Source organism: Belliella aquatica, from assembly GCF_014637795.1.
GTDB lineage: Bacteria > Bacteroidota > Bacteroidia > Cytophagales > Cyclobacteriaceae > Belliella > Belliella aquatica.
In genome coordinates this window covers 76,915-90,070 of record NZ_BMFD01000009.1, presented here as the reverse complement: position 1 = coordinate 90,070, position 13,156 = coordinate 76,915, and the positions used below count along the sequence as shown (strand labels likewise).

The 13,156-nt window shown below is 36.8% G+C and carries 8 protein-coding genes; 4 read left to right on the top strand and 4 right to left on the bottom strand.

Going from position 1 to position 13,156, the window contains the following annotated elements:
- Both IEV57_RS13120 and bglX read left to right on the top strand, forming a co-directional pair.
- Nucleotides 1-1,362, top strand: a complete 1,362-nt coding sequence (locus IEV57_RS13120; RefSeq protein WP_188443499.1) for a glucoamylase family protein — start codon at nucleotides 1-3, stop codon at nucleotides 1,360-1,362.
- A 166-nt stretch (nucleotides 1,363-1,528) separates the two neighbouring features.
- On the top strand, nucleotides 1,529-3,820 hold the full coding sequence (bglX, locus tag IEV57_RS13115; RefSeq protein WP_188443498.1) for a beta-glucosidase BglX: 2,292 nt from the start codon (nucleotides 1,529-1,531) through the stop codon (nucleotides 3,818-3,820).
- A 144-nt stretch (nucleotides 3,821-3,964) separates the two neighbouring features.
- Here the strand turns inward: bglX and IEV57_RS13110 are convergent, their stop codons facing one another.
- The 3 genes from IEV57_RS13110 to topA all read right to left on the bottom strand — a co-directional run bounded on the left by IEV57_RS13110 (nucleotide 3,965) and on the right by topA (nucleotide 8,296).
- Nucleotides 3,965-4,666 (bottom strand): SIR2 family NAD-dependent protein deacylase, encoded by a 702-nt coding sequence (locus IEV57_RS13110; RefSeq protein WP_188443497.1) that lies wholly within the window; start codon nucleotides 4,664-4,666, stop codon nucleotides 3,965-3,967.
- Nucleotides 4,667-5,851 (bottom strand): carboxypeptidase-like regulatory domain-containing protein, encoded by a 1,185-nt coding sequence (locus IEV57_RS13105; RefSeq protein WP_188443496.1) that lies wholly within the window; start codon nucleotides 5,849-5,851, stop codon nucleotides 4,667-4,669.
- A 126-nt stretch (nucleotides 5,852-5,977) separates the two neighbouring features.
- The gene (topA, locus tag IEV57_RS13100; protein WP_188443495.1) at nucleotides 5,978-8,296 is read right to left on the bottom strand and encodes a type I DNA topoisomerase; all 2,319 of its coding nucleotides are present in this window, start codon (nucleotides 8,294-8,296) and stop codon (nucleotides 5,978-5,980) included.
- A gap of 156 nt (nucleotides 8,297-8,452) precedes the next feature.
- Here topA and IEV57_RS13095 point away from each other — a divergent pair, with 156 nt between their 5' ends.
- Both IEV57_RS13095 and IEV57_RS13090 read left to right on the top strand, forming a co-directional pair.
- On the top strand, nucleotides 8,453-8,935 hold the full coding sequence (locus tag IEV57_RS13095; protein ID WP_188443494.1) for a SixA phosphatase family protein: 483 nt from the start codon (nucleotides 8,453-8,455) through the stop codon (nucleotides 8,933-8,935).
- 129 nt (nucleotides 8,936-9,064) lie between these two features.
- Nucleotides 9,065-10,132, top strand: a complete 1,068-nt coding sequence (locus IEV57_RS13090) for an agmatinase family protein (RefSeq protein ID WP_188443493.1) — start codon at nucleotides 9,065-9,067, stop codon at nucleotides 10,130-10,132.
- Nucleotides 10,133-10,213: 81 nt separating this feature from the next.
- Here IEV57_RS13090 and IEV57_RS13085 read toward each other — a convergent pair whose 3' ends face one another.
- Nucleotides 10,214-13,156: a TonB family protein gene (locus IEV57_RS13085; RefSeq protein ID WP_188443492.1), complete on the bottom strand. Its 2,943-nt coding sequence runs from the start codon at nucleotides 13,154-13,156 to the stop codon at nucleotides 10,214-10,216.

The window sequence follows — 13,156 nt, the reverse complement described above, 5'->3', positions numbered from 1 at the left end:
ATGAAGCGTTTACTTGGAGGATATTTCCTTCTAGCACTATTTGTTTTTTCTTGTAATCAAAAAAATCAAAATGAGGTAGAGGGTACGTCTTTAGAAACAAGAATCTCAGATGATTCATTAATGACATTAGTTCAATACAGAACCTTCCAATATTTTTGGGAAGGAGCGGAGCCTACCTCAGGATTAGCACGCGAAAGGATTCATTTAGATGGAGATTATCCCGAAAATGATCAGAATGTGGTCACTACAGGTGGATCAGGATTTGGAATAATGTCCATATTGGTTGGTATTGAAAGAGGTTTTATCTCTCGACAAGAGGGATTTGAGCGATTGAGGAAAATCGTAAATTATCTTGAAAAAGCAGACCGATTTCATGGAATTTGGTCGCATTGGATTCATGGTGAAACAGGAAAGGTCAAGCCTTTTGGATCGGATGATGATGGGGGAGATTTGGTAGAGTCTGCATTCTTAATGCAAGGTTTATTAACTGTTAGACAATATTTTAGAGATGGAACAGAGGAAGAAAAAGAACTTGCGACTAGAATAACGAAGCTTTATGAAGAGATGGAGTGGTCATGGTACAAGAGAAAGAACGAGAATGTTTTGTTATGGCATTGGTCACCAAATATAGACTTTCAAAAGAATCATGCGCTCATGGGCTATGATGAAACGCTGATAACTTATATCCTTGCAGCTTCATCACCAACTCATGCAATTGATCCAATTCTTTATCAAGAAGGTTGGGCAAGAAGTGGAGAAATTAAGAATGATTCTGAACCTTATGGGCATCTTTTAGAACTCAAACACAATGGAGCAGCGGAATTGGGTGGACCACTTTTTTGGGCACATTATTCATTTGTTGGCCTAGATCCACGAGGTCTGCAAGATCAATATGCAGATTATTGGAGACAAAATGTCAATCATACACTCGCCAATAGAGCTTGGTGTGTTGAAAATCCAAATGGTTTTGAAGGTTATGGAGAAAACTCTTGGGGATTGACTGCGAGCTACTCAGTAAATGGATACGCTGCACATGCTCCTGGAGTGGACAAGGATAAAGGCGTGATTTCACCCACTGCCGCATTATCTTCATTTCCATACACTCCAGAATACTCCATGGAGGCCATGCGATATTGGTTTGAAGAATATGGTGAAAAGCTTTTTGGAAAATATGGATTCTATGATGCTTTCAGTGCAAGTGAAAATTGGTTTCCACAGCGATATTTGGCAATTGACCAAGGTCCAATTGTGGTAATGATCGAAAATCACAGGACAGGATTGCTTTGGGATCTATTTATGTCATCGCCCGAGGTACAAGAGGGTTTATCAAAATTAGAATTCCAAAGTCCTCATTTAAAATAAAATTCTCAGAAAGAAAATAGATTTGAAGCTTAACTATAATTCAAGCTAACTGATTTTAGGTGATTTGTACTTCTCTAGGGAAATTTCCCTTCAGAAGTTTGTAACTTGTCATCAATTAGAAGATTGACTTTATAAACCTATTTCCTTTATTGAAAACTTAAATGTTATGTTAAATAAATATATCCTATATATTTTGCTTTTGGGATGGATCTCGAGCTCTTGTTCCACGTCAGTAAGCAATAATTCCTCAGATAATTTGGAAGCTCGAGCCGATTCTGTCTTAGCATTAATGACCCTCGAAGAGAAGTTGGGACAATTAAATTTACCTGTTGGCGGAGATATTACTACAGGGGAAGCGGGGAGTTCAGATATTGCAGTCAGCATTAAAGCAGGAAAAGTTGGTGGTCTTTTTAACTTGAAGTCTGCCGAAAAAATAAGAGAAATTCAACGTGTAGCTGTAGAAGAGAGCCGATTGAAGATTCCTTTGCTTTTTGGAATGGATGTTATACATGGCTATGAAACCTTATTCCCGATTCCTTTAGGCTTGTCAAGCACGTGGGACATGAAATTGATCGAGCAATCGGCTCGCATTGCAGCCATCGAAGCTAGTGCAGACGGGATTAATTGGACATTTTCACCAATGGTGGATGTCTCTCGTGACCCTAGATGGGGGAGAGTTTCGGAAGGAAATGGCGAAGATCCATATTTAGGAGCTAAAATCGCCAAGGCGATGATTCAAGGCTATCAAGGAGATGATTTAACACTCGCCAATACAATTATGGCTTGTGTCAAGCACTTTGCCTTGTATGGTGCTCCTGAAGCTGGTCGAGATTACAATTCTGTTGATATGAGTCGTCAACGCATGTTCAACGAGTATTTTTTACCTTACCAAGCAGCTGTTGAAGCTGGCGTGGGTTCTGTTATGACTTCTTTCAATGATATTGATGGAATTCCTGCTTCTGGAAATAAATGGTTGATGACTGATCTTTTGAGAGATCAATGGGGATTTGATGGTTTTGTAGTTACGGATTACACAGCTATTAACGAGATGATTGCTCATGGTATGGGAGATCTGCAGCAAGTATCTGCTCTTGCGCTTAACGCAGGAGTTGATATGGATATGGTTGGAGAAGGTTTCTTGACAACTTTGGCTAAGTCATTGGAAGAAGGAAAAATCACTAAAAAACAAATTGATGTTGCAGTAAAAAGAATGCTAATTGCAAAATTCAGATTAGGGTTGTTTGATGATCCTTATAAATATGCTGATCCAGAAAGATCGAAAAACGAAATCTTCAATGCAGAGCATAGAGCGATTGCAAGAAATATTGCGGCTCAATCTTTAGTTTTATTGAAAAATGAAGGAGATATTCTTCCACTTCAAAAGAAAGGTACGATAGCTCTAATAGGTCCAATGGCTGACAATAGAGAAAACATGGCAGGAACATGGAGTGTGGCTGGTCGATTTGCCGAATCTGTGTCCTTAAAAGATGGACTTGAAAAGGCTTTGGGAGATCAAGCAAATATCATTCTTGCGCGTGGCGCTAATGTCGTTCCTGATGCAGAATATGAAGCAAGAGTAAGTATTTTTGGAAAGCCAACTTATAGAGATGAAAGATCAGAGGATCTTTTGATCAAAGAAGCTGTAGCAGCTGCTAATAAATCAGATGTGGTTCTAATGGCTATGGGAGAATCTGCTGAGATGAGTGGTGAAGCGGCTAGTAGATCAGATATTGAAATGCCCGAAAATCAGAGAAAACTGATGCAAGCGCTTTTGGACACGGGTAAGCCTGTTGTCTTGGTTCTCTTCACTGGCAGACCATTGGCGATCAAATGGGAGTCAGAGAATGTTCCTGCGATTTTAAATGTATGGTTTGCTGGAAGTGAAGCGGGAGATGCTATAGCTGATGTGCTTTTTGGAGATGTGAATCCTTCAGGGAAACTCACGGCTACTTTTCCACAAAATGTGGGACAAGTTCCAATTTTCTACAATCAAAAGAATACTGGAAGACCGCTTCCAGATGGTGAGTGGTTCCAGAAGTTTAGGTCTAATTACCTAGACGTATCTAATGATCCTTTATATCCATTTGGGTATGGATTGAGCTACACCCAATTCGAATATGGAGATATTCAAATCAGCAATAAATCACTTGAAGGAGATAGGAAGCTGGAAGTTTCTATTCAAATTAAAAATACTGGTGAAAGAGATGGTTTGGAAGTGGTTCAGCTTTACATAAGAGATTTGGTCGCTTCAATTACACGTCCGGTGAAAGAGCTAAAAGGATTTGAAAAGGTACCTCTGAAAGCTGGAGAGACAAAAACTGTTAAATTTGAACTGACTAAAGAAAATTTAAAATTCTATAATTTCGATATTGATTTTGTCTTTGAGCCTGGTGAGTTTGATATCATGGTTGGCCCAAATTCAAGGGATTTGAAAACTGCAAGAATTGAATGGAAATAGTAGATTGAAATTCCCATTGAATTTTTACCTGACAAGCTTTAGGAACTTGTCAGGTATTTTTTTGTCTGATTAAAAATTATACGGCCCAATAACTAATACACCCAATCATTAATCTCCAAATAACCAATCCCCCTAATAACGAATTCACTGATAAACATACTTATCAATAAGTTCTCTTGCCATGATTTGTGTTCCTTCTGAAGCAGTCGCTTCTATTGCTTTCAAATTATTGATATAGCCAGTTTGTGGGATTTTTACATCGATGATATACTTCAAACTTTCGCTAGGTGGGTATTGGATCAATCCTGCCGCAGGATAAACCTGAAGTGAAGTACCTATGACCGCAAAGACATCTGCTTGCTGTGCTGCAACTATAGCAGGTTCCATCATGGGGACCATTTCACCAAACCATACTATAAATGGTCTCAGTTGACTTCCCTTTTCACATTTATTACCAATATTCAATTGCCATTGATCCATTTCATAAATTAAACTCGGATCAAATGTACTTTGGGATTTAAAAAGTTCGCCATGCAAGTGAATGATATTGCTAGAACCAGCTTTTTCGTGAAGATTGTCTACATTTTGTGTGATGATGGTGACATCAAAGTGCTTTTCCAATTCAGCTAATGCAAGATGGGCAGGATTGGGATGAACAGATAGCGCTTGCTTTCTTCGTTGATTATAAAACTCAAGGACTACTTCTTTATTTTTTCTCCAGCCTTCTGGTGAGGCTACGTCCATGACATTATGCCCTTCCCAAAGGCCATTGCTGTCTCGAAAAGTGGCAATCCCACTTTCTGCTGAAATTCCAGCACCAGTTAATACGATGAGCTTTTTTTTCATTTATAGTGGATTATAATCTAATGGAAGTAAATCACCTGTTTTCAGCCAACCCATATACCCTTCAAATAACAGATCAAATGGAGGAGAGAAACTTCCATTTTCATAAATTTCTATTTTCCCATTGAGAAAATGAATCAAACTCTCCTGATTTTCTGCTTTGTGTGGTAGAACATAATTTGGATCAGGCTTAGCTTTCGTATAAATAACTTGAAGGTAATCTTCAAAATGAAGTGTGATTTTCCCACCATCTTCTTTTGTTATATATTGGCTGAGGTCTACAGGCTTTTTCTCAAGTTGATCTATAGTTTTGGGAAGTTTTTTTAACCTAGCAAATTCCTCGAACGTGTATGGTGTCGGTCTGCCCAACCTCAGGTTCCGTGCAATGCTATCCAAATGCTCCTCCGACGGGCGGTTAATATTAGGGATTTTCTTTAGCCTTCTTACAATAAATCCTTCCTCTGCTACAGAATTATTATAAATCGCCCGTAATAGATGCATAGAACTTCCTTCGTAGGCTCTTTTTCTATTGGTTTCTACTTGCTTCACTTTTCTTTTTGAAAGGCCATCATGCTCGGTGAAGTAGGAGTAACCACCATAAAAAATCTTCTTTTCAGCCATATTATATTCAAATGTCTGGAGTAAATAACGGATCGTATAACCTAGATTGGTATTTTCAATGATTAAATCCTGACTCGCTTTTGCTAAAAGAGTTCTTTGAACACTCTGATCATCCAATATTAAGATGTTGGGATTTACCAATTTACTTTTCATTGAATTAGTGCTATTGCCGATAAAATAACTTTTGAAAACCTCGAGATTATTATACCAAACACGATCTCTTTTAGAATCAACCTCTATTTCTGTAAGTTCTAAATCGTTTGAAGCAAGCTTGAACTTATAAAGTCTATTCTGAATATTAGAGTGATCAAATTCATAATTGAGTGTTGTAAAGCCCATTGATTTTATAATCAATTCATGCTTGCCTTCTTCAATTATCATGGTGAAGTTCCCCAAGGAATCACTCAATGTCCCATTGCTCGTATTACTTAGGAAAATCATAGCATAGGGGATTGGAGCATTGTTGTTTTCATTTTCAACAACACCTCTTAGTGTCACCTGAGAAAAGGATTTACTAACATGAAATAAGAGAAAAAATATCACTAAGCTAATACCTAACTTCATCATGCAATTTAACTTCATAATTTTAAGGAATAAAGCATATTCACTTGGAATATTTCATGAAAAACCCGTTCCAATCAAAATGATAGGCAAGTGCAAAAAAAAGAGCAGGACTTTCGACCTGCTCTTTAATTACTTTTTCTTGGTAAATCTACCTTTCTTCTTTTCAGGTTGATTTTCTATGATTTCAATGGTTTCCGCATAACTCAATTCGGTTGCTTTTTTGTCTTTAGGGATTTTGAAGTTGTTTTTACCAAACTTGATGTAAGGACCCCATCGACCATTGAGGATTTGAATTTCTTCATTTTCCTCAAAGGTTTTGATATGCTTCTCTGCATCTGCTTTTCTCTTGTCTTTGATAAGTTGAATAGCTTCATCCTCAGTTATACTCAATGGATCATATTCTTTCCCTAAAGAGACAAATTTGCTATCATGTCTTAAGTAAGGCCCAAATCTTCCTATGGCAGCGACTATTTTCTTGTCTTCAAAATTACCAACATCTCTTGGAAGCTTAAATAATTCTAAAGCATCTTCGAGTGTAATGTTTTCTATAAATTGACCCTTTTTGAGACTGGCAAATTGTTTCTCTTCATCTTCTTGATCACCGATTTGAACCAATGGCCCGAATTTCCCTAATCTAGCTATAATCATTTTCCCTGTTTTGGGATCAATTCCGATTTCTCTAGAAGTATTGATGTCTTCTCTAGCTACATTGGAAGTTTCCTCTACTCGGGTATGAAATGCTCCATAAAAATTCTGGATCATATCTTCCCAATTTTGGTTTCCATGAGCAATTTCATCAAATTCTTTTTCTACTCTTGCTGTAAAGGTAAAGTCAATGACATTTGGAAAGTGCTCGACCAAAAAGTCATTCACCACCATGGCAATGTTGGTAGGAAATAACTTGTTTTTGTCTGCACCTGTTATTTCTGTCTTGGTTTCTTTTTTGAATTCGCCTTTGGCGATCTTCATTTCTACATATTTTCTTTCATTTCCATCACGTGATTCCTTGATCACATAATTTCTTTTTTGGACAGTAGAAATAGTAGGAGCATAGGTAGAAGGTCTACCGATTCCCATTTCTTCAAGTTTCTTGACCAAAGACGCTTCCGTGTATCTTGGAGCAGGTCTGGTGAATGTTTCTCTTCCTTTCATTTCAGTCAAATTCAAAATTTGACCTACTGTCAATGGAGGAAGTAAACCTTTTTCTGTGCTTTCATCATCCTCATCTTCATCATCGGTACTTTCTAGATAAACTTTCAAAAAGCCCTCAAACTTGATGACTTCGCCACTCGCAGAAAGTGTCTGTGGTAAGGTCGAAATAGCGATACTTACATTAGTTTTTTCAAGTTCAGCATCTGCCATTTGCGAGGCAATTGCCCTTTTCCAAATCAACTCGTAAAGGCGCTGCTCATTTCTATCTCCAGAAGTAACATGTTGTGAAAAATCTGTAGGACGGATGGCTTCGTGAGCTTCTTGAGCTCCTTCTGACTTAGTTGTATATTTTCTTGATTTATGAAACTCAGCACCATAAGCTGAGGTGATTTCATTTTTTGCAGCTGTCATCGCATCGTCAGACAAGTTCGTGCTGTCTGTCCTCATGTAAGTAATCTTACCAGCTTCATATAATTTCTGCGCAACTGACATTGTTTGTGCTACAGAGAAATAGAGCTTTCTACTGGCTTCTTGTTGCAATGTAGAAGTGGTAAATGGCGCTGCAGGTGACTTTTTACCTGGCTTTTTCTCTAAACTTTTAATACTAAAATCAGCCCCTAGACATTTTTTTAGGAAGTCTTCAGCTTCTTCTTGGGTTTCAAATTTCTTTGGTAGCTCAGCAGAAAGTGTCTTGCCTTCTACATCAAAAAGTGCTGTAATTCTGTACGAAGGTTTGGTATTGAATTTTTCTACTTCTCTCTCGCGTTCTACTACTAGTCTGACAGCTACAGACTGAACTCTACCCGCTGATAGTCCTGCTTTAATTTTTTTCCAAAGAATTGGAGAAAGCTCAAAACCAACCAAACGATCTAAAATTCGTCTTGCTTGTTGTGCATTGACAAGGTCGTAATCTATTGTTCTTGGATTTTCTATTGCTTTAGTAATTGCATTTTTTGTGATTTCTCTGAATACAATTCTTTTGCTGTTTTCATCTTTGAGTTTCAAAACCTCTTTTAAATGCCAGCTGATAGCTTCTCCCTCGCGGTCATCATCACTTGCTAGGTAAACCATGTCAGCATCTTTGACAAGACTTTTGAGTTGTTTGATCACTTCCTTTTTATCAGCAGTTACCTCGTAAGTTGGTTTGAATTTATTCTGAATGTCAATGGCTTTGTCACCTTTTGGCAGATCCCGCACATGACCGTAACTTGACGCTACTTTAAAATCCTTTCCTAAATATCCTTCTATGGTCTTTGCTTTGGCAGGGGACTCTACTATGACTAAATTTTTTGGCATACTTCCTTAAGGTTAAAACAATGGGCATTTATTAAAAATGCCATTTAAATCCTAAAAATAGATGCGATTACATTGTATTCCAAATTATGAAAGACACTATCTTAGAATTGGCATGATTATTTCAAACAATTGCTAGCTGTAAATGGTAATTATAAAATGAAAAAGAATAAAATTTTAGTGGTTCTGAGACATGGAGAGGCGGATTTTAACTCTGGTGGTGGAACAGATTTTGAAAGGGAATTAACAAAAAATGGAAAAAATCAATTATTGAGATTAAAAGAACTTTTTGTAAAATCTGAAATCGTAGTTGATAAAATACTTTCAAGCTCTTCAAAAAGAACTAAACAGACTACAGAATTAATAGGGTCTTCAATGGACCCTTCAATCATGGAGTTTAGCGATGAAGTTTATGAAGCTGAAACATCAGTTATTCTAGATCTTCTTTCAAAAATGAATAATGAACATAGCTGTGTTTTGTTAGTTGGACACAATCCTGGCGTGAGTGCATTGGTTTCTCACATTGCAGATCAAGGCTATTTGAGTATTCAACCTGGAATGATGGTTGTCATTGAATTAGCAGTGGATAATTGGAGTCATTTGGGAATGGGAACTGGTATAGTAAGAGAAGTTTTACAATAGGTTATCTCTTTGTTTTATATTAAAGGAATTTATATTCACTCAATCTGTTTAAACTTTAGCTTGGATTTTGTTTTTTTACAAGAAGATAGTGAATAGTTAAATTTAATTCGAATTTAAAATTTTATAAATATGTCTTTGAAACACCAAATTATAGATGGTTTTGATCCAAATGGAGTAAGTACTTACGAAAGTCTTTTTGGTCTGCCATTTGATGAAAATACTGCCGAAATGATTATTATCCCAGTGCCATGGGAAGTTACAGTTTCTTATTCTCCAGGTACAGCTGATGGACCCGATGCAGTTTTGAATGCTTCGATGCAGGTTGATCTTTTTCAGGATGACATTAAAGATGCTTGGAAGATGGGGATTTATATGTTACCCATCCCAGATGATTTGGCTAACAAAAGTTCTAATTTTAGAATTTTGGCACGAAACTATATCGATTGGTTAGAGAAGGGTTCACCAGAAGCTGAATTAGAGCGTTTCGCTGCAGTTCCAGATTTAATCAATAAGGCCGCTGCAGAGATGAACGAGTGGGTTTACGAACAAGCGAAATTGTATCGAGGACAAGGTAAGATGGTTGCTCTTCTTGGAGGAGATCATAGTACTCCTTTAGGATTGATCAAAGCTGTAGCTGATGATCATGATAACTTTGGAATTCTTCAGATAGATGCCCATGCAGATTTAAGAGTTGCTTACGAGAACTTTGAATATTCACATGCTTCTATTGCCTACAACGCATTGAAGTTTCCACAAATCAGCAAGCTTGTTCAGGTTGGAATTAGAGATTATTGCGAAGCAGAGGCGATCATGGCCAAAGAAAATAATAGGATTACTACTTTCTATGATAAAGACATTAAGAAAGATTCCTATGAAGGAAAAGCCTGGAAGATCATTTGTGATGAAATTGTAGAACAATTACCTCAAGAAGTTTATGTTACCATTGACATTGATGGTTTTGATCCAAAACTTTGTCCAAACACAGGAACACCCGTAGCTGGTGGTTTTGAGTTGGATCAAATTATGTATTTAGTGCGCGAAGTAGTAAAGTCAGGTAGAAGATTGATTGGATTTGATTTGGTAGAGGTAGCTCCAGGTCCCGAAGGTGATGAGTGGGATGGGAATGTAGGTGCTCGAATTCTATATAGAATGGCGAATCTCTATGGTGCTTCACAAGGAAGATTGAATTTGAAATAAATCTTGAATAGACCTAAAAAAAAATCCCCACTAAAACTGATAGTGGGGATTTTACTTTTAGAGTATAGTACTGTGTTTAAGTTATTTATTATTTTTTTCTATGTAAACTATTCCTTTTTTCGCTCCATCACCAAACTTTTCAATTTCCATTTTGGAAGGATTTTGGACTCTTGTAAATATTGTTTTTGTCTCTGTAGTGAGTTTGACTATGTCATCAAAGTCTATAACCTTGCCTTCATATATATAAATTGGGATTTTTGTAGTAGGAGATGCGTGAGTTTGAAAGACTTCAGGCATATAAAAACCAACTCGCATATTGCTTTTCACATTAGAATCAGATTTCTCTTTTTGTTGGCTTGTTTGAGAATCATATCCAACTACAACAATCTCGTTTGGTAGACTATTTTTTATTTCTGGTGCAGCGTTATTCATTCTAAAGGTAACAGGAATAAGGACTTCATATTTCCAACCCTTTTTATTTACCTCCCATGCTGGTGCATTAGCCAATACTCTCAAGACCTCTGCATCTAATTCTTTACTTAAACTTTCTTTGATAGATGATTTTTTGATTTCTCCATTTTCATCTAGTGTAAGTTTTGCAATTACGGTACCAACATGACCATTTGATCTAGACTCAATTGGGTATTTGAGATTTCTTGAGAGGTACTTGTTGAAATTTTCACTTGGTTTGGCTGGAGTGGAAGTTTGAACCAACTTATCCAAGTCAAATACAATTGGTAATCTCATTCTTGATTTTCTTACTTCACCATCCTTTTTACTTGGGATCCATTTTGGACCTTCCTTTACCAAGCGCAGTGCTTCTTCATCGATTCCATAACCTATGCCTCTAAGCAGTTCTACATTTTCAACGCTTCCATCCTCTGCTACTAAAAAAGTTAAGTAAATTGTACCCTCTTGTTTAGCTGAAATGGCTTGTTTCGGGTAATTAAGATTGTCTGATAAATAGCGAATCCAGCCATCCATTCCTCCTTTCGGAGATGGAGAAGACCAGCCATCTGCATCATTTGGAGTTTGATTACCGGGAGTAACATTGAAAATATTTTCATTTGCAGCACTGCTATTGGTTTTGAAACGAATTGGCAAACGCATTCTCACATTGACTTCTTTTCCAGCTTGTTTTCCCGGAGTCCAATTTGGTGCCGCTTGTACCACCCTTATTGCTTCTGCATCGATGTCAGGGCTAACCCCACGAATTGTTTTGACATCATCTATAGCACCCGATTTATCTACTACAAATGACACATATACTGTCCCTGAAATATTCTTTTCTTTGGATTCCTCAGGATAGGTCAAATTATTTTTTAAATACTCGTTCCATCCTTCCATTCCTCCCATAGGAATAGGTGCAGTTTGAACTACATCAAAAACCGTGTCTTCATTGATAACAGTATTTGTACTCTTACCAATAGGAATATCCATCAATTGTGGAAAAAACTCTAAAGACTCTCTATCATAATTATTGGAAATCATTCCTGATAGCTGCAAATAAGCACTGTGGATGACGTCGACTTTTTCGCCGTTGATCTCTCCAGGATTCCATCTTGGTGCAGAAGTGCTTACTAACTCTTGAAGAATAATCTCGTCGACCCCTCCTCCATAGCTTCTTTTGATAATAGGATTAGTGATTTTCCCTTCTTTGGAGATCATGAATTCTATTTCAATTTCTGAAGCTATACCAAGTTCTTTTTCTTTTTCAGGTAAATTTTCACTTAAAGTTTTTGTCAAATATTTATACCAGTTGTCATTTCCATCTACTGGAGTTGGTTTTTTTGTTGCCTGACTGTAGGATTTTACCGCTCCATAATTCTTTACAATTCTAGAGTTACTTCTAAGCGTATTGATCAAACTTCTTACTTTAAGGTACTCATTGTCAGAGGAAATCTCTGAAAATTCGTAAACCAATTCTCCGAGCTGCGCAGTTAACTTATCGCCTTCTAGTGGACCTATAAGTTCATAGTGTTTTGGATTATTCGTTTTCTTTACCTTGATGGCAACTTCCAAAGAGTCTTGAGAAGCAATGAGTTGTTCTTTAATGAGTTCAATTTTTTCAGTACTAAAACTGAATAAGTTCCCTATTCTTTCACTTGTTTTCATGGAAACCAATGCTAGAAGCATAAAGGTTAATGGCACAATCATGGCCATTTTGAACCAATTTGGTTTTGCTGACTTTTTCATCATTAAAATTCGTTTAAGCGTGGTTGATCTAATAAAATAGTTGCCAATAGGTAGATCCATTCCCTTAAATGCGATTTTGACGATTAATTTTGGATAGCTTTCTTTATTTGTAGTTTGATTTAATACAGATTCATCTGCTAGGTATTCATGTACATCGACGAGGGCTACTCGCATAAGATGAATTGCGGGGTTGAACCAGAATAGAATACTTAATATTTGATAATACAACACATCCCAAGAATGACCTTGTCGGATATGTTCAATTTCGTGTTTGATAATTTGTTCTTTTTCTTCAGAACTCAAATCATGGGTTTCATCCCAAAATAACTGATTGAAAAACGAAAATATTGGAGCTAATCCAAATGTTGGAATTAGAAAATAATTTTCTTTTAACTTAAAAATGGTTTGATACCAACCTTTTTCTTTGATTAACCTTATTTGTAAAAACTGCCAAAATAATCTTAATGTAAGCAGCGCAATGACGACAATATAAAAAATCAAGATATAATCTTTGAATTCTAAGAGCATTGGAAGCTTTGTACTTTGTACAGTCACTTCCGGTAAACCATAAAATCCGGCAACATCTTCGGGCGCTTGCTCTATGGTAAGCGCCCGAAAGAGTTGTGATTGTTCTAATGATATATCTGGTTTGCTGAAGTTTACTGGAATTTTCAATATTGGGAAAAGTAACGCTAGAATAGGTGTGATTAATATGTAAACTCTAGTGAAACCAAATACTTTCTCGTTTCTTAGAAAGACCCAATATATACCATAGAAAAACAGTAAACAGAATGTACTTTGCCAGATATAATCAATTAGAAAAGCCAT